A 23,194-nucleotide genomic window follows, 5' to 3' on the forward strand; every position below is an offset into this window, starting at 1 on the left:
CAGGTCGAGTGCATTCCAGCCTTTAAGGGCGTTTGCGCTCTACGGCCCGCAACAGGTGCGTCGGCGGCGTCTCGCAACTGATCTTGCGGCCCAGCAGCGCCTCGATCGACGGCAACTGGTATGAGTCATCTTCACCGGCAAAGCTGATCGACACACCCGCAGCGCCCGCCCGACCAGTACGGCCGATGCGGTGTACGTAGTCATCCGGCACTTCCGGCAGGGTGAAGTTGATCACGTGGCTGATGCCGTCGATGTGAATGCCGCGACCGGCCACATCGGTGGCCACCAGCACGCGGATCTTGCCTTCGCGAAAACCTTCCAACGTCTTGATGCGCTTGTGCTGCGGCACATCGCCCGACAGTTGCGCGGCGTTCACACCATCGCGCACCAGGCGCTCTTCGATGCGACGCACTTCGTCCTTGCGGTTGGCAAACACCATCACGCGCTCCCAACCGTTGTCGTTGACCAGGTTGTAGAGCAGCTTGTATTTGTCGGCGCCGGCCACGGCGTAGATGTGTTGCTCGACGTTTTCGCTGGCCACGTTTTCCGCTTCGATCTCGACGATGGACGGGTCAGTGGTCCATTGCTTGGCCAGGTTCATCACGTCATCGGTGAAGGTGGCGGAGAACAGCAGGGTCTGGCGCTCGGATTTCGGCGGGGTCTGGCGAATGATCTGGCGCACTTGCGGGATAAAGCCCATGTCGAGCATGCGGTCGGCTTCGTCCAGCACCATCACTTCGACCATGTCCAGGTGCACGTCGCCGCGCTGGTTGAAGTCGAGCAGGCGGCCCGGGGTGGCGACCAGGATGTCGCAATGGCGCGCTTCGAGGTGCTTGAGCTGCTTGTCGAAGTCCATGCCGCCCACGAACGTCATGACGTTGAGGCCGGTGTACTTGGTCAGGTCGGCGGCGTCCTTGGCGATCTGCACCACCAGCTCCCGGGTCGGGGCGATGATCAGCGCGCGGGGTTCACCCATGTAGCGCTCTTTCGGCGGCGGCGTCTGCAGCAGCTGGGTGATGATCGAGATCAGGAACGCGGCGGTCTTGCCGGTGCCGGTCTGGGCGCGGCCGATGGCGTCTTTGCCGGCGAGGGTGAAGCCCAGCACCTGCGCCTGGATCGGCGTGCAATACGGGAAGCCCAGGTCCTGGATGGCGTGCATCAGTTCCGGGGCGAGTTTGAAATCATGGAAGCGGGTCTTGCCTTCCTGGGGTTCGACGACGAAGTCTTCGAGTTTCCACGGCTTGACCGGTGGTTTTGGCGCACGTTCGCGGCGTGGCTTAGGCGCTGGCGGCGCGGCTTCAGCGGGTTTTGCCTGCTCTGGCGGTGTCACCGTAGGCGTTTCAGGCTGAGCGACAGGTGCAGTCCGGTCGGGCTGTTTACCGTCATTGCGGCTGCCAGCAGTGGGGGCAGGGGCAGTGGGAACAGGCGCGAGCGGCTCGGCCTCGCTTTTGCCGAACATCTTCTTGAGTGCTTCGAGCACGGTGATCTCATTAATTGGTTAAGGAATGTACGCCGGCCAGTGTAATGCAAGAATCGGGCGCGGCGTAGTGCGTCTGTCATGTGGCTACATAATGTGTGGTTTTCAGCCCAGGCGAGCGGTCAACCAAGCACCTATATCGCGTATCTCTTCGGGTAACACTTCGTGGCCCATTGGGTATTCCTGCCATGTCACGGTGACACCACGGCTCTTCAAATGCTCGTAGGCGCTGCGACCCATGGCGTTCTGGACCACGTCGTCGTACTGGCCGTGCAGGCACAGGGTTGGAATGCGTTGCTGGCTGGCGGACAACTCCAGCTCGTCACCGAAGGTAGGCGCGTAGGTGGAGAGGGCGATCACGCCACCCAACGGGCCTTCCCAATTCAAAAATGCGGTGTGGTAGACCACGGCGCCACCTTGGGAAAAACCGGCGAGGAAAATCCGCGAAGCGTCTATTCCGGTTCTCTTCTGCGCTTCGATCAAATCCGTGACGGTTTTTGCCGACACTTCCAGCTCTTCCAGGCTGATGGAGCGGGCCGGGCTCATGGCCTTGATGTCGTACCAGCTCGGCATCTCGTAACCGCCGTTGATGGTCACCGGGCGGGTCGGCGCCTGGGGCAAAACGAAGCGGGTAGTCAGCAAGCTTTCCTGCAGGGCTTCGGCCACCGGCAGGAAGTCGTAGCGATCGGCACCCAGGCCATGCAACCAGATTACGCAGGCGTCTGCGGGCTTGGCGGGCTGAAGAATCAAGGGTTCGGTCATGTCTGCTCCATATATGTGCGCGCGCTCCGATTGAGTGCGTCGGAACGGTGCGCGACGGGTTGATCTGTTAAGAGAATGTCGCACGGTTGAATCTTTTTCTATTGACCATGGGCTGAAACGACTCAGCCAGCACTCTGGTACGGGCCTTGCTATGTGTAGGTCGATGTCAGAACTAACCCAGGACGGTAACACTATCAGTGACTGCCGCTTGTGGGATAGCAACTGGAATTATTGCGAAAGCCTCATGCCGCTCGACCTAAAAAAAGCCAACACAGGTCGATATCGCCTCATAAGGGTGCGCTGGGGTTCGAGCTCCGACACAACAAGAGCAAAACTGGAGGTTTGAATGAAGGTATTGAAATCCACCCTGGCCATCGTGTGTGCGGCGGCCGTGCTGGGTGTTAGTGGTTTCGCCCAAGCCGGCGCCACCCTGGACGCCGTGCAGAAGAAAGGCTTTGTGCAATGTGGCGTGAGTGACGGCCTGCCGGGTTTCTCGGTACCGGATGCCAGCGGCAAGATCCTGGGGATCGACGCTGACGTATGCCGCGCTGTAGCCGCTGCCGTTTTCGGCGACGCTACCAAGGTCAAATTCAGCCAGTTGAATGCCAAGGAGCGTTTCACCGCGCTTCAGTCCGGCGAAGTCGACATCCTGTCGCGTAACACCACCATGACCAGCTCCCGCGATGCGGGCATGGGCCTGAAATTCCCAGGCTTCATCACCTACTACGACGGTGTTGGCTTCCTGGTAAACAACAAGCTGGGCGTGAAAAGTGCCAAGGAACTGGACGGTGCAACCATCTGCATCCAGGCCGGTACCACCACTGAGCTGAACGTTTCCGACTACTTCCGCGCCAACAACCTCAAATACACCCCGATCACCTTCGACACCTCCGATGAAAGCGCCAAGTCGCTGGAATCCGGTCGTTGCGACGTGCTGACCTCCGACAAGTCGCAGCTGTTCGCACAGCGCAGCAAGCTGGCTTCGCCGAAGGACTACTCGGTTCTGCCGGAAACCATTTCCAAAGAACCACTGGGCCCAGTCGTGCGTAACGGCGACGACGAGTGGCTGGCCATCGTGCGCTGGGTTGGCTACGCCATGCTCAACGCTGAAGAAGCCGGTATCACTTCGAAAAACGTTGAAGCTGAAGCCAAGTCCACCAAGAACCCGGACGTTGCACGTCTGCTCGGTGCTGACGGTGAATACGGCAAAGACCTGAAACTGAAAAAGGATTGGGTTGTACAGATCGTCAAGCAAGTCGGTAACTACGGCGAAGTCTTCGAGAAAAACCTCGGCAAGAGCACCCCGCTGGAAATCGACCGTGGCCTGAACGCGCTGTGGAACAACGGCGGCATTCAATACGCACCACCTGTGCGCTGATCGCTGATGGTTCTGTCACCCGGTGGGCCAACCGCCGGGTGATGTTCTGTTCCATTCTTTCCGGGGCACTTCATGCAAAATCAAATCGGCGCACCAAAGCAGAAGCTCAGCTTCAGCGATCCCAAAGTGCGTGCGTGGCTCTTCCAGATCATCACGATTGTGGCGGTGGTCTCGCTGGGCTGGTACCTCTTCAACAATACCCAGACCAACCTGCAACACCGGGGCATTACCTCGGGTTTCGACTTTCTTGAGCGCAGTGCCGGCTTCGGCATCGCGCAGCACCTGATCGACTACACCGAATCGGACAGCTACGCCCGCGTGTTCGTGATCGGTTTGCTCAACACCTTGCTGGTGACCGTGATCGGTGTGGTGCTGGCAACGATCCTCGGGTTCATCGTCGGCGTCGCGCGCCTGTCGCCGAACTGGATGATCAACAAGCTGGCGACGGTGTATGTGGAAGTGTTCCGCAACATTCCGCCGCTGCTGCAAATCCTGTTCTGGTATTTCGCGGTGTTCCTGACCATGCCAGGGCCGCGTAACAGCCACAACTTCGGCGATACCTTCTTTGTCAGCAGCCGTGGCTTGAACATGCCGGCAGCACTGGCCGCTGACGGTTTCTGGCCGTTCGTGGCGAGCATCGTGGTCGCCATCGTGGCCATCGTGTTCATGGCCCGCTGGGCCAACAAGCGCTTTGAAGCCACCGGCGTGCCGTTCCACAAGTTCTGGGCGGGCCTGGCGCTGCTCATCGTGATCCCGGCGTTGTGCGCCCTGATCTTCGGCGCCCCCCTGCACTGGGAAATGCCGAAGCTGCAAGGGTTCAACTTTGTCGGTGGCTGGGTACTGATCCCCGAACTGCTGGCACTGACCCTGGCGCTCACCGTCTACACGGCCGCGTTCATCGCCGAAATCGTGCGTTCGGGCATCAAGTCCGTCAGCCACGGCCAGACTGAAGCCGCACGCTCCCTGGGCCTGCGCCCTGGGCCGACGCTGCGCAAGGTCATCATCCCGCAGGCCCTGCGGGTGATCATTCCGCCGCTGACCAGCCAATACCTGAACCTGGCGAAGAACTCGTCGCTGGCCGCCGGTATCGGTTACCCGGAAATGGTTTCGCTGTTTGCCGGCACGGTACTCAACCAGACCGGCCAGGCCATTGAAGTCATTGCCATCACCATGAGCGTGTACCTGGCGATCAGCATCAGCATTTCCCTGCTGATGAACTGGTACAACAAGCGCATTGCGCTGATCGAGCGGTGAGGAAACACCCATGAGTACGCATACTTTCAAACCTGATATGCCGCCGCCGAGCAAAGTCTTCGGCCCGGTGGCATGGATGCGCGCCAATCTGTTCTCCAGCTGGCTCAACACCCTGCTGACCTTGTTGGCGATTTACCTGGTGTACCTGGTGGTGCCACCGATCCTGCATTGGGCCATCATCGATGCCAACTGGGTGGGCACCACCCGCGCCGACTGCACCAAGGAAGGCGCCTGCTGGGTGTTTATCCAACAGCGCTTCGGACAGTTCATGTACGGCTACTACCCGGGCGACCTGCGCTGGCGCGTGGACCTGACCGTGTGGCTGGCCATCGTCGGCGTGGCGCCGTTGTTCATCTCGCGCTTCCAGCACAAGGCGATTTACGGCCTGAGCTTCCTGGTGCTGTACCCGATCATTGCCTACTGCCTGCTGCACGGCGGTGTGTTCGGCCTGACCAACGTGGCGACCAGCCAATGGGGCGGCCTGATGCTGACCCTGGTGATCGCCACCGTCGGTATCGCGGGCGCCTTGCCGTTGGGCATCGTGCTGGCGCTGGGGCGGCGTTCGAATATGCCGGCGATTCGAGTGGTCTGCGTGACCTTCATCGAATTCTGGCGCGGCGTGCCGTTGATCACGGTGCTGTTCATGTCCTCGGTGATGCTACCGTTGTTCCTGCCTGAGGGCATGAACTTCGACAAGCTGCTGCGGGCCCTGATCGGTGTGATCCTGTTCCAGTCGGCCTACGTGGCCGAAGTGGTGCGCGGCGGTCTGCAAGCCATTCCCAAAGGGCAGTACGAAGCTGCTGCGGCGATGGGCCTGGGTTACTGGCGCAGCATGGGCCTGGTGATTTTGCCGCAAGCCCTGAAGCTGGTGATCCCGGGCATCGTCAACACGTTTATTGCGCTGTTCAAGGACACGAGCCTGGTGATCATCATCGGCTTGTTCGACCTGCTCAACAGCGTCAAGCAAGCGGCTGCCGACCCGAAATGGCTGGGCATGGCCACTGAAGGCTATGTGTTCGCCGCCCTGGTGTTCTGGATTTTCTGTTTTGGTATGTCGCGCTATTCCATGCATCTGGAACGCAAGCTCGACACAGGCCACAAGCGTTAGGAGTTCTTTTATGAGCGAAGCAATCAAAAAGCCTGTGGGCCCTGAAGGCATTATCCAGATGCAGGGCGTCAACAAGTGGTACGGCCAGTTCCACGTGTTGAAAGACATCAACCTCAACGTCAAGCAGGGCGAGCGTATCGTGCTGTGCGGCCCGTCGGGTTCGGGCAAGTCCACCACCATCCGCTGCCTCAACCGTCTGGAAGAACACCAGCAGGGCCGCATCGTGGTCGATGGCGTGGAGCTGACCAACGACCTCAAGCAGATCGAAGCGATCCGCCGTGAAGTCGGCATGGTGTTCCAGCACTTCAACCTGTTCCCGCACCTGACCATCCTGCAGAACTGCACGCTGGCGCCGATGTGGGTGCGCAAGATGCCCAAGCGCAAGGCCGAGGAAATCGCCATGCACTACCTGGAGCGCGTGCGCATTCCGGAGCAGGCCCACAAGTTTCCAGGGCAGCTGTCCGGTGGTCAGCAACAGCGTGTGGCGATTGCCCGCGCACTGTGCATGAAGCCGAAAATCATGCTGTTCGATGAGCCGACCTCGGCACTCGACCCGGAGATGGTGAAGGAAGTACTCGACACCATGATCGGCCTGGCCGAAGACGGCATGACCATGTTGTGCGTAACCCACGAAATGGGTTTTGCGCGCACCGTGGCCAACCGCGTGATCTTCATGGACAAGGGCGAGATCGTGGAGCAGGCGGCGCCGAATGACTTCTTCGACAACCCGCAGAATGACCGGACCAAGTTGTTCTTGAGCCAGATTCTGCATTGATCGATGGGTGAATAAATAAACCCGGCCCTGTGCCGGGTTTATTTTTGCCTGCGTTTTTTTCAGGACGCCTGAGCCGCCAGTAGCTGTGCATCCCTGGCGATGAGCAGTTGGTTCAAGTCTTTCCCCGCGTTGAGGACCTCGATTTCAGCCAGCAGGTGTGGGTGTTTATCCAGAAGGCGCATTAATGTGAGCAACGGTTCCGGCGGAAAAATTTCAGCCCGTTCGTAGCGTGAAAATGCATTGTGCCCACGGACGGTGAAGAGCCTCACCGCGTCTTTTTGCGTGAGGTGCAGTTTGCGGCGGATTCGCTTCATTTCGGCGGCGATGATTTTGCGTGCGTCGATCAACAGCAGATCAGAGGCCTTGCAATAACGCTCTGCACTGTCGTCGTCGTGATCGAATTCAACTTCATGGCAGACCTCGCATTCCCAGCCTGCAATGTCGGGGATATCTCGAACCATTCCCCGTGTGTTGATCGTGAAGGTGCGACCTTCGAAGTGCTGCATTGCGTCATGGGTTCCGCAGCTCATGCATTGCTGGGTTCTCATAGGGTTTTCTCCTTGAAGGAGATTACGGGAGGACCACCGCCTGGGCGGTAAGTGACCTTGATGTAAATCTCCGTGCCGTAAATCTTGATCAGGTAGACGTCCTGCCATACCCGATGGTCTGCATAGGTCGTCATCGATTTGCACAACATTCGGCGCTCAAGGGCGCAGACCACCTGTTGCATTTGGTCCAGGCTCAATTCGAGCTGTCGAGCTCCCTCTCGGGCAGTTGCGGTGAACGCCCTGAAACCCAACTTAATGACCTCAGCCTTAACCAACGCCAAATCGTAGTGAGGTGTGTACTTTTCCATAAGACACCTGAGTCCAATAATTACCCTCAGAGGGTAATTTTACCAATCGAAAATACTGCTCCTTTTCCTGCTTAAGAACCGTAGTGCGTTGCCTTTGTAGGCAACTCCGAATAGGCTGTAGGAAAATTCATCCTATGATTGGACGAAAGCTTAAAACCCATGACAGACATCGCCCCCTTGATCAAACGCTCTCTGGTCGACCAGGCCCTGGAGCAGCTGCGCCTGCGCATCAGCCAGGGCACGTGGGCCATTGGCGAACGCCTGCCCACCGAGCCCGAGCTGTCTGCCGAGTTGGGCATCAGCCGCAATACCGTGCGCGAAGCCATGCGTGTGTTGGCGTTTTCCGGGTTGATTGAGATCCGCCAGGGCGATGGCAGTTACCTGCGCTCGATGACCGACCCGTTGGGCACGATGCGCGCGTTGTCCCACTGCACGCTGGAGCAGGCGCAGGAGACGCGGCAGATTCTGGAGGTGGAGGCGATCAGCCTGGCCGCGTTGCGCCGCACCGACGAAGACCTCAAAAGGCTGCGCGAGGCCCTCGACGCCAGCGCGGCGTTGTATCACGGCGACCTGGAGGCCTACATCAGCGCCGACCTGATCTTTCACAAGCACTTGGTGGACGCCGCGCACAACCCGGCGCTGAGCGAGTTGTACCAGTACTTTTCCGCCATCGTCGGTGCTCAGTTGCGCCAGACCTTGAACATCACTCCGCGCCGCCAGGCAGTGTTCGACCTGCATATCGCCTTGCTCGAAGCCGTCGAAAAACAAGACCCGGAACGCGCCAAATCCCTCTGCCGGCAGCTGATCAATGAACCCTGAAACCAAACTCGAAGAACTGTTGATCGACGCCGAAGCCGACGACGAAGTGGTGCAACACACCCCACCCGCGATGAGCCGCCCATGGCTGCTGATCCTGGGGCTGGTCCTGGTGGCGATGAACCTGCGCCCGGCGCTGTCGAGCCTGTCGCCGTTGCTCAATGACGTCTCGGCCAGCCTGGGCCTGTCGGCGGCCAAGGCCGGTCTGCTGACTACCTTGCCGGTGATGTGCCTGGGCTTGTTCGCGCCACTGGCGCCGATCCTGGCCCGGCGTTTTGGTGCCGAGCGGGTAGTGCTGGGGATTTTGCTGACGCTGGCCGGCGGCATCATCCTGCGCAGCTCGTTCGGCGAGGCCGGGCTGTTCGTTGGCAGCCTGATTGCCGGCGCCAGTATCGGCATCATCGGCGTGCTGCTGCCGGGCATCGTCAAGCGTGACTTCGCCAAACAGGCGGGCACCATGACCGGCGTGTACACCATGGCGCTGTGCCTGGGCGCGGCGCTGGCGGCGGGGGCCACGGTGCCGCTGAGCCACTTCTTCGGCGACAGCTGGACCTTCGGCCTGGGGTTCTGGATCGTGCCCGCGCTGGTTGCGGCGTTGTTCTGGTTGCCACAGGTGGGGCAAAAACATGGCGCTCATCAAGTGGCTTACAAGGTGAAGGGGTTGCTGCGCGACCCGCTGGCCTGGCAAGTGACCTTGTACATGGGCCTGCAATCATCCCTGGCCTACATCGTGTTCGGCTGGGTGCCATCGATCCTGATCAGCCGTGGCCTGAGTGCCACCGAAGCCGGCTTGCTGTTGTCCGGTTCGATCATCGTGCAACTGCTCAGTGCTTTGACGGCGCCATGGCTGGCCACCCGTGGCAAGGACCAGCGGCTGGCCATTGTCGTGGTGATGCTGCTCACCCTCGGCGGCCTGTTCGGCTGCCTGTATGCGCCGCTTGATGGCCTGTGGGGCTGGGCGATTCTGTTGGGGTTGGGGCAGGGCGGTACGTTCAGCCTGGCGCTCACTTTGATCGTGTTGCGCTCACGCGATTCTCATGTTGCGGCAAACCTGTCGGGGATGGCTCAGGGCATCGGTTATACGCTGGCCTCATTGGGCCCGTTGGCAGTCGGTGTGCTGCATGACTGGACCGGTGGCTGGGGCGCCACCGGCTGGGTGTTCGGCGTGATCGGCCTGGGCGCGATCATCGCGGGGCTGGGGGCCGGCCGCGCCCGATACGTAGACGTACAGAGCGAGGCCGTCCCTGTCGCAGGGCCTTGATTTACAGGTAGTTCACGGTGATTGTTGCGGAGCCGTCGATTGCGACCTCTTTATCAAGGGTCAGATTTTTAGTGGGTGCAATTCTCAGATAGGACGACATGTCGGCACTCAGCACTTGCACCGGGATTGGGGCCAGGCTGCCGGTGTTTGCAACCGAGATCAATGTAGTGGTTGCAAGGACCCGCCCCCCATACCAGGCTCCACCGTCGTCGGACGCGATTGTGCGTACCGCCACGCCATCGGCAATGGGGTTATCCACACGCAACTCAATACCGCCCAATTTTTCGGTGCCATTGATCAATCCCAGGCCGAAGTCGTACGGGTTGTCCTCTTCGAAGTGGGTACCTGCCCGATTGTCTTTGCCCGAGACTGCCATCAGTGTCGCGGCATCGCAGGTGACGGTCAGTTTGATGAGGGGGGTAGGAATATGAGTCGGCAGGTTAGCATTGAGCGCCTTTGTGGAAATCTTGCCGATATCAATGACCCCGCCGTTACCCAGTGTGGGTGTACAGGCGCTGGGGGTGATTGTGCCTTTGACGCTCAGGTCGACGCTGGACGCGGCGAGCGCATGGCCTGCGCTCATCATTAGCGCGGTGATCAACAGGTTACGGGTGATCCTTATGGTATTGCTCCTACAGGGTTGGGAAAAAACGCGAATTACAGGTACACAACGTCCAACGTGGCCGACCCGCCCATCGGCGTTTCCACGCTGAGCGTCCAGGTTCTGTCGGGCGTTGTGTGGCTTCCAGCTTCAGGCGGCTGGTCAGCGTCTAGGGGATTGGCGACAAGGGTCAGAGGTAACGCACGGTCAGCGTGACCGAGCCGTCAATGGGTACTTCTTCGGTCAGAGTCAGGTTTTTGGACGCCGCGATGACAGCGATGACCTGCAGGTCCGTCGTCAGTTGTTGCGTCGGCAAAGGGGTCATCCCGTTCGTCTCGGCAACGGTGATCAAGCCGTCATCCATAAAGGAGCTCTCACGCTCCCAGGTCGTGCCGCCGTCTCTTGAGCCGATAGCTCTGGCGGCAACCCCGTCCGCCTGGGGCCCCGACATGCTGACCGTGAGGTAGCCCAGTTTTTCGCTGCCATTGATCAGCCCGAGGCCGAAGTTGTAATAATCGTTGCTGGACTCGGAGCCTTCGCGGTTGTCTTTTGAAGCAATGGCAAACAGCGTCGCGGCCTCGCACGTCACCGTCATTTGCATGTTCTGCCTGGGCAGGTAAGTGGGTTGATCCACTCGCAAATCCTTGGCGGAAATTTTGCCGAAATCTGCCACGCCGCCGTTGGACACCGCAGGCGTGCAGGCACTCGGGGTAATCGTCCCTCTGACGCTCAGGTCGACGCTGGACGCGGCGACCACATGGCCTGCGCTCATCATCAGCGCGGTGATCAACAGGTTACGGGTGATGCTCATGGTATTGCTCCTACAGGGTTGGGAAAAAACGCGAATTACAGGTACACAACGTCCAACGTGGCCGACCCGTCCATCGGCGTTTTCACGCTGAGCGTCCAGGTTCTGTCGGGCGTTGTGTGGCTTCCAGCTTCAGGCGGCTGGTCAGCGTCTAGGGGATTGGCGACAAGGGTCAGAGGTAACGCACGGTCAGCGTGACCGAGCCGTCAATGGGTACTTCTTCGGTCAGAGTCAGGTTTTTGGACGCCGCGATGACAGCGATGACCTGCAGGTCCGTCGTCAGTTGTTGCGTCGGCAAAGGGGTCATCCCGTTCGTCTCGGCAACGGTGATCAAGCCGTCATCCATAAAGGAGCTCTCACGCTCCCAGGTCGTGCCGCCGTCTCTTGAGCCGATAGCTCTGGCGGCAACCCCGTCCGCCTGGGGCCCCGACATGCTGACCGTGAGGTAGCCCAGTTTTTCGCTGCCATTGATCAGCCCGAGGCCGAAGTTGTAATAATCGTTGCTGGACTCGGAGCCTTCGCGGTTGTCTTTTGAAGCAATGGCAAACAGCGTCGCGGCCTCGCACGTCACCGTCATTTGCATGTTCTGCCTGGGCAGGTAAGTGGGTTGATCCACTCGCAAATCCTTGGCGGAAATTTTGCCGAAATCTGCCACGCCGCCGTTGGACACCGCAGGCGTGCAGGCACTCGGGGTAATCGTCCCTCTGACGCTCAGGTCGACGCTGGACGCGGCGACCACATGGCCTGCGCTCATCATCAGCGCGGTGATCAACAGGTTACGGGTGATGCTCATGGTATTGCTCCTACAGGGTTGGGAAAAAACGCGAATTACAGGTACACAACTTCCAACGTGGCCGACCCGTCCATCGGCGTTTCCACGCTGAGGTCCAGGTTCTGGCGTGCGTTGAGCGTGGCTTCCAGCTTCAGGGTGCTGGTCAGCGTCTGGATGGCCGAGGGGCCGGCAGTGCTGCCGACCACATCGGTGAAACCGAGCAGGCTGCGCGAGCCGACGTCGATGGGGTTGAGGTTGGCGGTGCGCCAGGCCAGGCCACCGGTGGTGGACTCGGTGCCGAACACCACGGCCAGGTCATCGACCACGGTTTGCTTGGGGTCGAAACTCACCGAGTACACCCCGATCTTGTTGCCGCTGGTGTCCAGCCCCAGGCCGTAGAAAATCTCGCTGTTGACGTGGGCGGTGCCGTCGCGGTTGTCACGCATGCGCAGGGCGAAGCGGCCGGGCGCGTTGCAGTTGACGGTGAGGGTCAGGTACTTGTGGGGCAGGCGGGTGCCGTTGGTGAGGTTGAGGTCATTGCGCGAGATCTTGCCGAAGTCCACCAGCCCGCCGCCGGACAGCAGCGGCGTGCAGGCCATGGGCGTGATCAGGCCGGTGACGGCCAGGTCAACGGTGGAGGCGGCGTGCGCAGTGCCCGACAACAACGTCAAGGCAATCAGAAGGTGTTTCATGGGAAGGCTCCTAGAGGTAGTTGAGTTCGAGGGTGGCGGCGCCGTCGAGGCGCACTTCGCTGCCCAGGTCCAGCGTGCCCAGCGGTGCGATCACCGCTTCCAGGCTCGTGGTGGCGCTGAGTTGTTGAATCGGCACGGGGCCGCTGGTGTTGCCGACGCTGGTGCTGAACCCCAGGAAACGGCTGGCGCCAATCGCCAGCGGGTTGGCGCTCGCGCTGCTCCAGGGCGCGGTGCCGGTGGGGGAGTCGGTTCGGTAGAGCCCGGGGAAACTGTCGGCGGTGGTGCGCGCAGGGTCGAAGACCAACCGGTAACGGCCGATTTTTTGTTGTTGGGCGTCGAGCCCCAGGCCGTAGGTGCTGTCGTCTCCCGGGCCGGTGGCCGAGCCTTGGCGGTTGTCCTGCAGGCGCAGGCTGAACGCGGTCGGTGCGTCGCAAGCCACGCTGACCACCAGTGGTCGTGCGGGCAGGGCCGTCTCTTTGTCGACGCTCAAGTCCATCACCGATAACTTGCCGAAGGCCACCGTGCCGCCGTTGGACAGGCTCGGCGTACAGGCCGCAGGGGCGAAGCGGGCTTGCAGGCGCAACTCCCGCGAGCGTCCCGTGTGGAGGGCATCGACGACGCCGCAGGTGTCCCAGGTGACGGTATCGCTGACGCGCAGGGCGTCTTGACTGGCCCAGGCGCTGACCTCCAGTTGTAACGACAAGCTGCGCCCGCTGACCGGCACGCCGGCACGCATCGGCACGATGCCGTGTTCAGGACGCCAGCGCAGGGCTGCGGCGCTGCTCACCGGCGGCTGACCACTGCCGGGCACCAGGCCCAACTCCACGGGCTGGCCGTCGAGCAGTGCGTCGCTCGCCCGCAGGCTGTAGCTGCCACGGCGGGTGAATTGGAAGCGCTCGGTGCCGGCTGCCAGCCCGCGATAGAACAGGCTCAAGTCAGTGGGCGTGGGGCAGTTCAGCGTCAGGCTCAGGCGCCGTTCGCCCAACAGGTGCTCGGCCACGGCTACCGGCGACACCGCCCGGTTTACGAGGCCGAAATCCACGGCGGTTTCGCTCAGGTTCAACTGGCACTCATCCATGCCCCACGCGTTAGCGCCCAGCAACAGGCTGGCGGACAACAAGGCAGGTTTCAGGCCCATGGTTAAGTTCCTCATGGTAGGCACCGCGCCGGTGCGGTTTCGTAATACACCTCGGGATCGCCCCGTTCGGGCAGCTCGAAGTCCAGGCGGCAGCGGGGTTGACCAGGGGCGCTGACCCACAATTCGCGGCGGTCCAATACGTCCGGCAAGAACACCTGGCTGCCGTCCTGAACCAGGGTTACGAACTCACCGTTGGCGGTGCTGACGGCGGCGCCGCGGGGGAGAGGCTGGCCGTTGGCGTCGGTTACGCTCAACAGGGCCCGGCGTGTGAGCGCCACGCCGAACTCGACGTTGTCTACGGCGCCACGTCCGGCTGACAGTACTGCCAAGCCATTGCTGATGTCGGCGTTGCGCGGCAACGAGCGGGTTTGCACTTCCACCGGGCTGCGCCCATAGGGGCTGAGTTGCGACACCACAGCCTGGCCTTGCCAGTCGGTCCACACCGGGCCACTGGGGGTGCTGACCTTGATGCCGGCCATGTCCCCCACCGACATCAGCGCAAAGGTCTCGCGCACCGGGTAGGGCGAAAAAGTCAGCCCATCGCCGTGCAACACCACGCCACCGCGTGCGCCACCTTGATAGCTGGAACGTTCCTGATTGTTGCGGGTGTAGTTGAAGTCCAACTGGCTGTAATACGGCAGCGTCGAGACACCGATGGATGACTCCACCTCACGGTCACGGCTGTCGCGTTCAATGCTTGCCTGGTAGCTCAACTGGTCGTTGATCTGTTCGCTGACCCCGGCCCCGATGCGGTGATCGCCTCCGGCATTGCGCGCCCAGGCACGACCGCGGCGGCTTTCGCCCAGGGGCACGCTGATGTTCAGGTACACACTGTCATCGCTCTGCTGGCGGCCGCCCACTTGCCACTCGGCGCTGGCGGACACCGAAACACGCCCAAAGCTGGTGCCCCACGATGCCAGCGCGCGGCTGCTGCTCTCACCGGTAAACGAGGATGAGCGCGAGATGCCGGCGCTGAATGCGCCGAGCATCGGGTGTGACCAGGATGCGGTCGCGCTCTGTTGGTCGCGGTAGCGCGACTGGCGTTGCTCGCGGGTTTCGGTGAGGTAGGTGGAGTCTTCCAGGTCGCGATAACCCAGGGTGCGCCAGGAGCCCGCCGTGGTGATTGCCCAACGTTCGGACAGGCGTTGCGACCACGACAGATCGGTTTGTACACCCCGTTCGTTGCCATTGCGCGTGGCCTGGGCGATTTGACTGGACAGTTGGAGCTGGCTGTCCTGCCAGGGCAACCAACCCAGGCTGGCACCGACCGCGCGATAATCCTCGGCGCCCAGCGCGCCGGCACCCACACTGACTTGCGGGTGCAACGCACCGCTCCAGCCACCACTGACCACCCAGGGTTCGGCGCCTTCACCGACACCGAGCTTGCGCACGCGTCCCGCCGCCACCGAGTAACCCGGCGCAGGCAAGCCCAGGCCAAGCATGGCGGCAGGCACGGTGAAGCGACGTTCCTCGCCGCTGCTTTCCTTGACCGTGACTTCCACGTCGGAACGGCTGTTCAAGCGTCGTACATCGGTGAGGGAGAACGGCCCCGCCGGCACCACGGTGGAATGAATCAACGTGCCGTTCTGACGGATCTCCACCTGGGCCGGGCTGTTGGCGATGCCGGTGATGGTGGCGCCCTGGTTCTGGTCCTGCAGGGCCGTCTCGGTGAGCACCTGCGCCCCGGTGATCTGTGCGCCGGCCAATACCGGGTTGTACAGGTTGATCTGCCCGGCCTGGAACACTGCTTGCTGTTCGGCAAAGGTGCGCTGGGCGTAGGCGTCCAGGTGGGTGGTGCGCGACACCTTGTCTTGCCAGGTGCGTACCTGGCGACTGCGCACGATCCAGTCGCCGGCGTTGAAACCGACCTCGGTGTTGGCCGAGCCGAAACGGCTAGTGTCGTCGCCGAATTCGTTGTACAGGCCGCTCAGGTCATAGTTGAGCAGCCCGGCGAACCCGCCGGTCTGGTAGCCGGACACATCGCGCACGGTCGGACGCAGCGCATCGGTGGGCACGACCAGCGACAGGCTGAGGGTGGCGGGATCCTGCTCGATCAAGGTCTGCGGGTATGCCTCGAGAAAGGCATGGCATTCGCCATCGTCGGCCGGTACGCGCAAGTGGCCTGCATCCAGTAGGGTCTGGTTGAAACACAACGCGCCTTGCCCGTTGAACAGCATGTCCACCCGCCCACGTCGCTGGCCGTTCACGGTGAGGTTCAGGGCGTGGCGCCCGGCCGGGAAGCGCGGGGCTTCCAGCAACAGGTTGGCCAATTGCGGGTCAATGCCCCGTTGGGCCAGGGTTTGTGGATCAAATGAGCCGGCGCCTTCTTCGGCCAGGGAGGCAGCCGTTGGCAGCACGGTGCCCAGGCTCAGCGCAACGCCCGCCAGCCATTGGCGCGCCCGGGGTGATGAAACACCAGGCACGGCTTCGCCGTCGCGATCAGTCATAACTGTGCTCACAAGTCGTACTCGAATAATGGAGTCTGGCCCGCGCCATTCCATCGTGGCGGGAGAGCTCCCGGCGGCCTTCAATGAGAGGCCACTTCGTTATCAGGGCGCCGGCATTCGGCCCGCCGGCGCTGCGATCAAAGGGTGATCGGTGCTTCGTAAGGCGCGACCGCAAATCCGTAGACGGTGGCCGGTTGTATCTGCACGGTGCTGGCCTGGGCCTGGCTGGCGGCCACGCTCAAGGTCTCGCCGGGTAGCACGTAGGTGCGTGGCAGCAAGGCTGAGCCTTTGCCGGGCAGCAAGGTCAATTCCTGAGCCAGGCGGACCACGTAGGGCGTCGGGTTATTCACACTCAGTTGCTGGTTCTTCAGGCTCCAGACCAAGCCGGTCCAGGGCGTGCGATTCGGTGCGAGCCCCTTGGGGTGCAGAATCACCGGCAGGTTCTGGCGCACCGTCACGCCCACTCGCGCATGCCCGGCCTGGCCTTCGGCGCGGCCCTGGGGCATGCCTTCGAAGATCACCCGTTTCAAGCGCTGGGTGGTCAGTGGCGTGGCAGATTGCAGGATGAAGCGGATCAACTGGCTCTTGGACGGCTCGACCCGTGTGAGCGGTGGCGTGACAAACAGCAGGGGCGACGGGTCTTCGGGAATGTCTTCGAGGGTGACGTGCAGCAGGGCAAGCTTGGCGTCAGTGTTGGTTACCGACACCGAGGCTTCGCCATCGGCCTCATTGACGATCACCACCGAAGTGTCCGGCACCATGCCGTCGGCGAGCACAAGGGTGGGGCCCCACAACGTCAGCGCCAGCGCGGCGAGGTAGAGGGAGGCATAGCGAACCAGGTTGAACACCCGTGTAATTGTTTTGGCAACGTAAGGGAAGGGGAACATGACTACAGATACCTCAGGTCTAGCACGATGGAACCGTCCAACGGCACCTCTTGGTCGAGGGTCAGGTAGGCGGCGGCGTTGATCGATGTTTTGATGTCCAGCTTGGCGGTGAGCACGCTGTGCGGATCGGGCACCAGGGTGCCGGGGTGCGCGAAGCCCATGTAGTTGTCCGGGTAGGCGTTGGTTTCGGGAAACCAGGTCAGGCCGCGGTTGCTGGAGGCCAGCACAATGGCGCGCTGACCATCGCCCACCACTTCGCGAATGGCCAGGGCCACCGAGCCCATGCGTTCGGCCGGGGCATGGATGTTGTTGCCCAGGCCGTAATAGAAGCCTGGCCCCACGGAGGAGTCGGCACGGTTATCCACACCCACCAGCACGAACAACACGGGTTGGTTACAGGTGACGTTCATGTCCAGCGTGCGCATGGGCAGCTCGGTGAACTCGTACTGATTGAGCGAGCGGGCTGGCACCCGCCCGTGGTCGACGATGCCGCTGGGCGACAGGACCGGCGTGCAGGCGCTGGGGGTGATGCTGCCGGTCAACGTCACGTCGACCTTCGAGGCACACAGCGCGGAAGTGGCGGTCAGGCAGAGACCGAGCGTCATCAAGCGGAGTGAGAGCGTGTTCATGGTCTGATGTTGGAACCGTGTTGAGGGACATCCGTGAGTGCGGCGCTGGGCGCAGCGCGCAAAGGCTGCGCCCGTTTTCCATTACAGGTACTTGACGGTCAGGGTCGTCGAACCGTCGATTGGCACTTCCTCGGTCAGGGTCAGACTGTTGGCCGGGGCAATGAAGGGCGAGACGGTCAAATCGGCCACCAGTGACTGCACCGGAACGGGCGCGACGGTGGCACTGTTGGCGATGGAGGTAATGCCGTTGTTGATCATGGACACCAGGAGTGCCCAGGTCAGGCCATTGTCACGCGAAGCAATGGGATCCACATTGACGCCATCGGCCACCGCCGATCCCAAGGTCATTTCGAAGTAGCCCAGCTTTTCGTTGCTATTGACCAGGCCCAAGCCAAAGGCGGTGTCTTTGGTGACCGAGGCCGAACCTGCACGGTTGTCCTTGGGCTCAATGGCCATCAAGGTGGCGGCGTCACAGGTGACGGTCACTTGCAGGGTGTGATCCGCCAGCGGGGTTTCTGTATTGGCATTGAGGTCCTTGGCCGAAATCTTGCCGATATCCACATTGCCGCCGCCGGACACGCTTGGCTCACAGGCACTCGGAGTGATCAATCCACGTACGGTCAGGTCCACGCTGGAGGCGGCGAGGGCCGTGCCGGTCCCGGTGAGCAGCAGGGTGGCGAACAGGGCATTCAGGGCTTTCATGGTGTTGCTCCTATCAAGGTAAGTTGAGGGAAAAGGGTCACAAGTACTTGAGTTGCAGCGTGGCTTGGCCGTCCAGTGGCACCTCATCGAGCAAGGTCAGGTCGGTGGCGGGCACGATGATGGTGAATGCGCGCAGACGGGCATTCAGGATTTTCAGGGCGATGGGCGTATTGGGGCCGTCGAGGGCCGCAAATGAGGTCAGTGCCTCATGCCCCAGGTAGATCGAAGCGGCCCAATTGGCGCCCCCGTTGCTTGACGTGATCACCTTGACCGGTTTGTCATCGGCCACCGGGTCGAACAGCGAAAACGCCACGCTGCCCAGTTTTTCTTTCTCGGCGGTCATGCCCAGGCCGTGGTGCCTCGGGTTGATGGCGGAGGTGCCCGCGCGGTTATCCACGGTGGTCAAGGTAAAAAAGGTCTCACCCTCGCACTGCACTTCAAGGCGCATCTCGGCTGGATCGAGCAACGTCGGGGAGCTGGGTTGCAGGTCCTTGGAGGTCATCTTGCCGTGGTCGATCACGCCACCGTTCGACAGCACGGGTGCGCAGGCGCTGGGTGTGATGGTCCCGGAGACGCTCAGGTCCGTACTGCTGGCAGCGAACGCGCCAGGCGCAAGGGCGGCTAGCAGGAAGGCGAGGGTGGGTCTGTCCATGGGCACAAGTCCTTGTAAGGTAGGGTTAAGGGTGAAGGCGCTATAGGTAAATCAGGTCCAGAGTGGCTGAGCCGTCCAGTGGCACTTCACGATCCAGGGTCAGGCCCTGGGCCGGTGCGATCAGCGTGCTCACACGTATTTGCACACGCAGTGCCTGGATCGGCAGCGGGCTCCAGACGCCGGAAGAAGCGTCCCCGAACGCGGCCAGTCGCAGCGGGGGCAAAGCGACGTTTTCTTCAACCACGCTCCAGCTTTGGCCGTTGTCTGATGACTGCAATTGAGTGATGGGTGCGTTCTCTGCCAAGGGCGTGTGCAAGATGGTGTGGTACACGCCGATCCGTTCGCTGGCGTGGGTCAGTCCGAGCCCGAAACCGAAGGGCTCGGAGGCGCTGGAGCCGGCGCGGTTATCGGTGAGCCTCAAGGCGAACAGGGTTGGGGCCTGGCAGTTGACGGCCGCAGGCAACTGGGTGAGCGGCAACGGGGTGAAGGACTCGCGGTTCAGATCGCGGGCGGCGATCTTGCCGTAGTCGATCAGCCCCTCCTGGGCCAGGCTCGGGGTACACGCGCTGGGGGTGATGATGCCGCGTACCGTCAGGTCCACGTTGCTGGCGGCGAACGCCACAGGGGCCAGGTTGAGCACGAGGCCGAACGTGCCGCAACGGCACAGTGTCGAGGCCTTCATAGGTAGCGCAACTCGAACGTGGCGGACCCGTCCAGGGGAATGGTTTCGCCTGCCGGGATCTGGCTTTTTGGAAAAATGTAGGGTTGGACAATCAGGTCCAGCGCTACATCTGTCAGGGGAACGGGGGCGCGTGTGCCGGACGTCTGATTGCCGAAAGCACTGAGTGTGTTGGCCGGTACCTGCCGTTCGGAGTTGTAGATCCAGGTCGAGCCGTTATCCAGGGAGTAGATCGGGTAGGCGGTGGGGTCGTCGGTGACCACGTTTTCCATGGTCAGGAAATACGTGGCGATCCAGTTTGTCGGGCTGATCCGCCCCAATACGAAGGAGGCGGCGGGGCCCGCCACTGACGATCGATTGTCCTGGGCGTTCAGCCCGAACAGGCTCGACCCTTCGCAATTGACCGCCAACTTGAAGAGGGTCCTGGGCAGTTCGGTGACCCCGGTCGGGTCCAGGTCCTGGGTCGAGATCTTGCCGTAATCCACCAGCCCGCCATTGCTCAGGCTAGGCGTACAAGCGCTCGGGGTAATGGCACCTTTGACCGAAAGGTCCACGGAGCTAGCGGCCAGCGCCGTACTGGCGTGGGCGATCAGCAGGGCTCCGGCCAGGGCGGCGAGAGAGTTTTTCATCACAGTCGGTATTCCTATGCACGGATCAGGGGCAGAGCGGCGCGGTGAAGTTACCCAGGGTTTTATGTTTATTGAGGGCACGCGCCGTTACAGGGAAAGCGGGGGAGAATTTATCGCAGGGATACAGGGCGGGAAATGCAACTAATACGAATGACAGGGTGGCAATGACAGAAGGGGGCGGGGCTGTTGAAATAATAGGTTTTATTGGGTGTTGTCGTAGTTGTTGTATCGCTGACGGCTATGTATTCGGATATTTTTCGCGATCTTTGATTGCCCGGATCCCTTTATAAGGATCGGGGTCATTGTTTAGTTGCGAAAAGTCCGGGCGAACTGATCGCCCCTTTCGAGGGCGCCATGCCTGGTCAGTTTTCTGCACGCGATTCGAGCGATTCATTTTCTGCTGTCGATGTGTCTCGGGCGCGTGTTCTCGTAGTGGATGACCACCCCGCCTATCGTTTTCTGCTGGGTTCGCTGTTGGAACGACTCGGCGTCGCTTATCAGTGTTGTTGCAATGGTCAAGAGGCTCTGCAATGGCTGACTACCGAGTGTTTCGACCTGATGATCAGTGACTGCCGTATGCCGGTGATGGACGGATACGCCCTGACTCGTGAACTGCGAATGCGTGAGCAGGCCCAGGGGCGGCTTCCTCTGGTTGTTCTGGGGCTGACAGGCGGCCTGGGGCCGGAAGAAATCCGCCAGTGTGTGGCCTGTGGAATGGACGGCTGGCTGATCAAACCCGTAGGGTTTGCCCAGTTGCGTGAAGTGCTGTGCTACTGGCTGGCGTCGCCGAAGCCCTTGCCTTCGGCGGGGCTACCCGCAGGGGCTGCGGCTTTGCCCGGTGGCACTGTGCCCAGTCGCGTCAGTTTGATCGAGGCGTTTGGTACGTGGGAGGTTGTGGAGCCGCTGTTGCTGAGCCTGGTTCAGGAGGCCGATGCGGACCTCGCCGTGCTGGCTCACGCGCAGGCCACTCAGGACGCGACTATGGCTGCCCAACGTTTGCACCGGTTAGTGGGCAGTGTCGCGTTTTTGGGGGCGACTGGCCTGGATGCGAGGGCGGTGGACCTGATCAAACGGGTGCAGGTAAACGGTGTGGCAATCAATACACCGGCATTGAGAGCGTTCTGTCACGATGTCGAGCGGTACCTGAATTATCTTACGCAACTTTGAAGGAATACATACTTTGCCGTGTAGTACTTTTCTGTATTCCATTTCTCTTAATTGTGTAGGTATTAGTTCGCGGTGCTTTAAACACGGGGTGGCGCGCTTAATGATGAGTTATTACCTGTTGTTGCAGAAAAGCGATCGGGGTATTTTGCCAGTCTCAAACTGCCATCATGGAAAAACCAATGATCCGCATCATTATTGCTGACGATCACCCCATTGTTCGTGTTGGGCAAAAAGTGGTGATTGAGGCAAGTGGCAAGTGCAAAGTGGTCGGCGAAGCCGACGGGCCCGATCAATTGTTGGCGTTGGTCAGCCGTGTACCCTGCGACGTGATAGTAACCGACTTCGCCATGCCGGGAAATCAGCAGGCCGATGGGTACGGCCTGTTGGGTTTGTTGAACCGAAAGTACCCGGCGTTACCGGTAGTCCTGGTGACCATGTTTGCCAATGTCGCTACGCTGCGCGCAGCGTTCAGCCACGGCGCGCGAGGCGTGATCGCCAAGAGTGCTTCCGCCAGGGAGCTGCCTCAGGCGCTGAATGCCGTGGTGCAGGGCCGACAATTTGTCAGTGAGTGCTTGCGTGTGCAGTTGGACCAGGTGTGTGGTTCGCAACCGACCCAGACGCCAACACTTTCCGGCAAGGAACAGGAAGTTGTACGCATGCTCGCCAGCGGTATGACCGTCAGCCAGATTGCTGCGCGGGTTAATCGCAGTATTTCGACGATCAGTAAGCAGAAGAGTACGGCGATGCATCGGTTGTGCATTACGACCGATGTTGATTTGTTCGCGTATGCTCGGGATGTCGGGATGGTGCCTTGATGATGCCTGGTGGAAGACTTTATTAGAGTAATTACTTGAGTTTTTGTGTTCGTATTACTTGTATGTTAGTTGAGTGTTGGCTGCTCTAGATTGTTGGGGTGTTCTCGTTAAGTGTATGGCTTGAACATAATATCCCTAGTCTGTTAACCGAATCGATGGTTGAGAGGGCGACGCAGTAAAAGTGCGTCGACTGTTTCAATTAAATAATCGATCAGAAGAGAGCATTGTTATGAAGTTGCTGATTAAAACTGTCGTTTTGGCATCTGCCTTGGCTGGCGCGTCCCATACATTCGCCGTTTCCAGTATCGACCTGACGGTCAAGGGCATGATCACCCCGGCTGCCTGCACGCCGCTCTTGTCAAATGGCGGCTTGGTGGAGCATGGCAAGATCTCGGCGAAAGACCTGCACCCCACTCTGACCACGGTGCTACCGGATGCCGCGCTGCAATTGTCGATCAACTGCGAAGCTGCGACGTTGGTAGCGATCAAAGGGACGGATAACCGTGCAGGTACTTCCGCAGAGTGGAGCGGTGCCCTTCCAAACTATGGGCTGGGTCTGGCGTCCGGTGACAAAAAGATCGGCTGGTACCTCTTGAGAATGACCAACACTACTGCCGACGGTGTTTTGCGTGATGTGATCGAGTCTCCAAATGGTCAAGTCTGGATGGACGCCCCCGGCAGCACGGTTTGGCAGCCCGACTGGATGCGTACCGTCAATGGCGCGAGCAACACAGCGCCGGTACCGTTGGCGCTGACCACGTTGAAAACCGATGTTCTGATATCCACCACAATCCAGAGCCGGAGCGACTTGCCAATCACCGAAGAAATCCTGATCGACGGCAGTGCGACCCTGGACATCGTCTACCTGTAATCCCATCGGGCATCACTC

25 protein-coding genes are annotated in these 23,194 nt (G+C 60.9%); 9 read left to right on the forward strand and 16 right to left on the reverse strand.

The genetic code is table 11. The annotated features are described in order from the left end of the window. Positions 1-22: 22 nt before the first annotated feature. Positions 23-1,486 (reverse strand): ATP-dependent RNA helicase RhlB, encoded by a 1,464-nt coding sequence (gene rhlB / locus AC07SU_RS13005; RefSeq protein WP_176995250.1) that lies wholly within the window; start codon positions 1,484-1,486, stop codon positions 23-25. A 96-nt stretch (positions 1,487-1,582) separates the two neighbouring features. Next, positions 1,583-2,239, reverse strand: coding sequence for an alpha/beta hydrolase (locus tag AC07SU_RS13010; protein WP_494997235.1), 657 nt, complete (start codon positions 2,237-2,239; stop codon positions 1,583-1,585). Between the two features lie 346 nt (positions 2,240-2,585). On the opposite strand from AC07SU_RS13010, the gene AC07SU_RS13015 reads away from it, so the two are divergent. The 4 genes from AC07SU_RS13015 to AC07SU_RS13030 all read left to right on the forward strand — a co-directional run bounded on the left by AC07SU_RS13015 (position 2,586) and on the right by AC07SU_RS13030 (position 6,754). Then, positions 2,586-3,617 (forward strand): amino acid ABC transporter substrate-binding protein, encoded by a 1,032-nt coding sequence (locus AC07SU_RS13015; protein ID WP_178922834.1) that lies wholly within the window; start codon positions 2,586-2,588, stop codon positions 3,615-3,617. Between the two features lie 72 nt (positions 3,618-3,689). After that, positions 3,690-4,871: an amino acid ABC transporter permease gene (locus AC07SU_RS13020; RefSeq protein WP_494997236.1), complete on the forward strand. Its 1,182-nt coding sequence runs from the start codon at positions 3,690-3,692 to the stop codon at positions 4,869-4,871. Between the two features lie 10 nt (positions 4,872-4,881). Further along, positions 4,882-5,979 carry an amino acid ABC transporter permease gene (locus tag AC07SU_RS13025; protein ID WP_494997237.1) on the forward strand — a complete coding sequence of 366 codons (1,098 nt, stop codon included), beginning with the start codon at positions 4,882-4,884 and terminating at the stop codon, positions 5,977-5,979. 10 nt (positions 5,980-5,989) lie between these two features. After that, a complete protein-coding gene (locus tag AC07SU_RS13030) occupies positions 5,990-6,754 on the forward strand; it encodes an amino acid ABC transporter ATP-binding protein (protein ID WP_003221897.1) in 765 nt (254 codons plus the stop codon). Positions 6,755-6,813: 59 nt separating this feature from the next. Here AC07SU_RS13030 and AC07SU_RS13035 read toward each other — a convergent pair whose 3' ends face one another. Then, complete coding sequence (locus AC07SU_RS13035; RefSeq protein ID WP_176994986.1) at positions 6,814-7,302, reverse strand: type II toxin-antitoxin system MqsA family antitoxin; 489 nt, start codon at positions 7,300-7,302, stop codon at positions 6,814-6,816. Next, positions 7,299-7,610, reverse strand: a complete 312-nt coding sequence (locus tag AC07SU_RS13040) for a type II toxin-antitoxin system MqsR family toxin (protein WP_494997238.1) — start codon at positions 7,608-7,610, stop codon at positions 7,299-7,301. The genes AC07SU_RS13035 and AC07SU_RS13040 overlap by 4 nt, the downstream gene beginning before the upstream one ends. 159 nt (positions 7,611-7,769) lie before the next feature. On the opposite strand from AC07SU_RS13040, the gene AC07SU_RS13045 reads away from it, so the two are divergent. Together AC07SU_RS13045 and AC07SU_RS13050 are read left to right on the forward strand one after the other, a co-directional pair. Continuing rightward, complete coding sequence (locus AC07SU_RS13045) at positions 7,770-8,429, forward strand: FadR/GntR family transcriptional regulator (RefSeq protein WP_176994984.1); 660 nt, start codon at positions 7,770-7,772, stop codon at positions 8,427-8,429. Further along, complete coding sequence (locus AC07SU_RS13050) at positions 8,419-9,687, forward strand: CynX/NimT family MFS transporter (RefSeq protein WP_494997239.1); 1,269 nt, start codon at positions 8,419-8,421, stop codon at positions 9,685-9,687. The genes AC07SU_RS13045 and AC07SU_RS13050 overlap by 11 nt, the downstream gene beginning before the upstream one ends. Before the next feature lies 1 nt (position 9,688). Here AC07SU_RS13050 and AC07SU_RS13055 read toward each other — a convergent pair whose 3' ends face one another. From AC07SU_RS13055 to AC07SU_RS13110, 12 genes are all read right to left on the reverse strand, one after another. After that, positions 9,689-10,288 carry a DUF1120 domain-containing protein gene (locus AC07SU_RS13055; protein ID WP_494997240.1) on the reverse strand — a complete coding sequence of 200 codons (600 nt, stop codon included), beginning with the start codon at positions 10,286-10,288 and terminating at the stop codon, positions 9,689-9,691. Positions 10,289-10,478: 190 nt separating this feature from the next. Then, positions 10,479-11,099: a DUF1120 domain-containing protein gene (locus AC07SU_RS13060; RefSeq protein WP_494997241.1), complete on the reverse strand. Its 621-nt coding sequence runs from the start codon at positions 11,097-11,099 to the stop codon at positions 10,479-10,481. Positions 11,100-11,268: 169 nt separating this feature from the next. Continuing rightward, positions 11,269-11,889, reverse strand: coding sequence for a DUF1120 domain-containing protein (locus AC07SU_RS13065; RefSeq protein ID WP_494997241.1), 621 nt, complete (start codon positions 11,887-11,889; stop codon positions 11,269-11,271). Positions 11,890-11,924: 35 nt separating this feature from the next. After that, positions 11,925-12,560 carry a DUF1120 domain-containing protein gene (locus AC07SU_RS13070; RefSeq protein WP_494997242.1) on the reverse strand — a complete coding sequence of 212 codons (636 nt, stop codon included), beginning with the start codon at positions 12,558-12,560 and terminating at the stop codon, positions 11,925-11,927. Positions 12,561-12,570: 10 nt separating this feature from the next. Further along, a complete protein-coding gene (locus tag AC07SU_RS13075; RefSeq protein WP_494997243.1) occupies positions 12,571-13,698 on the reverse strand; it encodes a DUF1120 domain-containing protein in 1,128 nt (375 codons plus the stop codon). Positions 13,699-13,709: 11 nt separating this feature from the next. Further along, a complete protein-coding gene (locus tag AC07SU_RS13080; protein ID WP_494997244.1) occupies positions 13,710-16,145 on the reverse strand; it encodes a fimbria/pilus outer membrane usher protein in 2,436 nt (811 codons plus the stop codon). A gap of 137 nt (positions 16,146-16,282) precedes the next feature. After that, positions 16,283-17,032, reverse strand: a complete 750-nt coding sequence (locus AC07SU_RS13085; protein ID WP_494997245.1) for a fimbria/pilus chaperone family protein — start codon at positions 17,030-17,032, stop codon at positions 16,283-16,285. Between the two features lie 2 nt (positions 17,033-17,034). Further along, positions 17,035-17,661 (reverse strand): DUF1120 domain-containing protein, encoded by a 627-nt coding sequence (locus AC07SU_RS13090; protein WP_494997246.1) that lies wholly within the window; start codon positions 17,659-17,661, stop codon positions 17,035-17,037. An 81-nt stretch (positions 17,662-17,742) separates the two neighbouring features. Further along, positions 17,743-18,363: a DUF1120 domain-containing protein gene (locus AC07SU_RS13095; RefSeq protein ID WP_494997247.1), complete on the reverse strand. Its 621-nt coding sequence runs from the start codon at positions 18,361-18,363 to the stop codon at positions 17,743-17,745. Between the two features lie 37 nt (positions 18,364-18,400). Beyond that, positions 18,401-19,015, reverse strand: a complete 615-nt coding sequence (locus AC07SU_RS13100; RefSeq protein WP_494997248.1) for a DUF1120 domain-containing protein — start codon at positions 19,013-19,015, stop codon at positions 18,401-18,403. A 40-nt stretch (positions 19,016-19,055) separates the two neighbouring features. Next, positions 19,056-19,697, reverse strand: coding sequence for a DUF1120 domain-containing protein (locus AC07SU_RS13105; RefSeq protein ID WP_176994973.1), 642 nt, complete (start codon positions 19,695-19,697; stop codon positions 19,056-19,058). After that, a complete protein-coding gene (locus tag AC07SU_RS13110) occupies positions 19,694-20,323 on the reverse strand; it encodes a DUF1120 domain-containing protein (protein ID WP_494997249.1) in 630 nt (209 codons plus the stop codon). Before AC07SU_RS13110 ends, AC07SU_RS13105 begins: the two co-directional genes overlap by 4 nt. Positions 20,324-20,677: 354 nt before the next feature. Here AC07SU_RS13110 and AC07SU_RS13115 point away from each other — a divergent pair, with 354 nt between their 5' ends. The 3 genes from AC07SU_RS13115 (at position 20,678) to AC07SU_RS13125 (ending at position 23,176) form a co-directional block, all read left to right on the forward strand. Next, a complete protein-coding gene (locus AC07SU_RS13115) occupies positions 20,678-21,490 on the forward strand; it encodes a response regulator (protein ID WP_494997250.1) in 813 nt (270 codons plus the stop codon). A 179-nt stretch (positions 21,491-21,669) separates the two neighbouring features. Next, on the forward strand, positions 21,670-22,305 hold the full coding sequence (locus AC07SU_RS13120; RefSeq protein ID WP_494997251.1) for a response regulator: 636 nt from the start codon (positions 21,670-21,672) through the stop codon (positions 22,303-22,305). 229 nt (positions 22,306-22,534) lie between these two features. Further along, on the forward strand, positions 22,535-23,176 hold the full coding sequence (locus AC07SU_RS13125; protein WP_494997252.1) for a DUF1120 domain-containing protein: 642 nt from the start codon (positions 22,535-22,537) through the stop codon (positions 23,174-23,176). Positions 23,177-23,194: the final 18 nt, after the last annotated feature.

The sequence above is a fragment of the Pseudomonas sp. GW821-FHT05H12 genome, from assembly GCF_059419385.1.

Bases quoted from the DNA above. Each gene is read 5' to 3' on its own strand.
- AC07SU_RS13010 (WP_494997235.1), bottom strand. From the start codon at position 2,239: ATGACCGAACCCTTGATTCTTCAGCCCGCCAAGCCCGCAGACGCCTGC.
- AC07SU_RS13090 (WP_494997246.1), bottom strand. From the start codon at position 17,661: ATGAACACGCTCTCACTCCGCTTGATGACGCTCGGTCTCTGCCTGACC.
- AC07SU_RS13015 (WP_178922834.1), top strand. From the start codon at position 2,586: ATGAAGGTATTGAAATCCACCCTGGCCATCGTGTGTGCGGCGGCCGTG.
- AC07SU_RS13075 (WP_494997243.1), bottom strand. From the start codon at position 13,698: ATGGGCCTGAAACCTGCCTTGTTGTCCGCCAGCCTGTTGCTGGGCGCT.
- AC07SU_RS13110 (WP_494997249.1), bottom strand. From the start codon at position 20,323: ATGAAAAACTCTCTCGCCGCCCTGGCCGGAGCCCTGCTGATCGCCCAC.
- AC07SU_RS13080 (WP_494997244.1), bottom strand. From the start codon at position 16,145: ATGACTGATCGCGACGGCGAAGCCGTGCCTGGTGTTTCATCACCCCGG.
- AC07SU_RS13105 (WP_176994973.1), bottom strand. From the start codon at position 19,697: ATGAAGGCCTCGACACTGTGCCGTTGCGGCACGTTCGGCCTCGTGCTC.
- AC07SU_RS13040 (WP_494997238.1), bottom strand. From the start codon at position 7,610: ATGGAAAAGTACACACCTCACTACGATTTGGCGTTGGTTAAGGCTGAG.
- AC07SU_RS13050 (WP_494997239.1), top strand. From the start codon at position 8,419: ATGAACCCTGAAACCAAACTCGAAGAACTGTTGATCGACGCCGAAGCC.
- AC07SU_RS13085 (WP_494997245.1), bottom strand. From the start codon at position 17,032: ATGTTCCCCTTCCCTTACGTTGCCAAAACAATTACACGGGTGTTCAAC.
- AC07SU_RS13030 (WP_003221897.1), top strand. From the start codon at position 5,990: ATGAGCGAAGCAATCAAAAAGCCTGTGGGCCCTGAAGGCATTATCCAG.
- AC07SU_RS13060 (WP_494997241.1), bottom strand. From the start codon at position 11,099: ATGAGCATCACCCGTAACCTGTTGATCACCGCGCTGATGATGAGCGCA.
- AC07SU_RS13120 (WP_494997251.1), top strand. From the start codon at position 21,670: ATGATCCGCATCATTATTGCTGACGATCACCCCATTGTTCGTGTTGGG.
- AC07SU_RS13035 (WP_176994986.1), bottom strand. From the start codon at position 7,302: ATGAGAACCCAGCAATGCATGAGCTGCGGAACCCATGACGCAATGCAG.
- AC07SU_RS13125 (WP_494997252.1), top strand. From the start codon at position 22,535: ATGAAGTTGCTGATTAAAACTGTCGTTTTGGCATCTGCCTTGGCTGGC.
- AC07SU_RS13095 (WP_494997247.1), bottom strand. From the start codon at position 18,363: ATGAAAGCCCTGAATGCCCTGTTCGCCACCCTGCTGCTCACCGGGACC.
- AC07SU_RS13025 (WP_494997237.1), top strand. From the start codon at position 4,882: ATGAGTACGCATACTTTCAAACCTGATATGCCGCCGCCGAGCAAAGTC.
- AC07SU_RS13045 (WP_176994984.1), top strand. From the start codon at position 7,770: ATGACAGACATCGCCCCCTTGATCAAACGCTCTCTGGTCGACCAGGCC.
- AC07SU_RS13065 (WP_494997241.1), bottom strand. From the start codon at position 11,889: ATGAGCATCACCCGTAACCTGTTGATCACCGCGCTGATGATGAGCGCA.
- AC07SU_RS13020 (WP_494997236.1), top strand. From the start codon at position 3,690: ATGCAAAATCAAATCGGCGCACCAAAGCAGAAGCTCAGCTTCAGCGAT.
- AC07SU_RS13115 (WP_494997250.1), top strand. From the start codon at position 20,678: ATGCCTGGTCAGTTTTCTGCACGCGATTCGAGCGATTCATTTTCTGCT.
- AC07SU_RS13070 (WP_494997242.1), bottom strand. From the start codon at position 12,560: ATGAAACACCTTCTGATTGCCTTGACGTTGTTGTCGGGCACTGCGCAC.
- AC07SU_RS13100 (WP_494997248.1), bottom strand. From the start codon at position 19,015: ATGGACAGACCCACCCTCGCCTTCCTGCTAGCCGCCCTTGCGCCTGGC.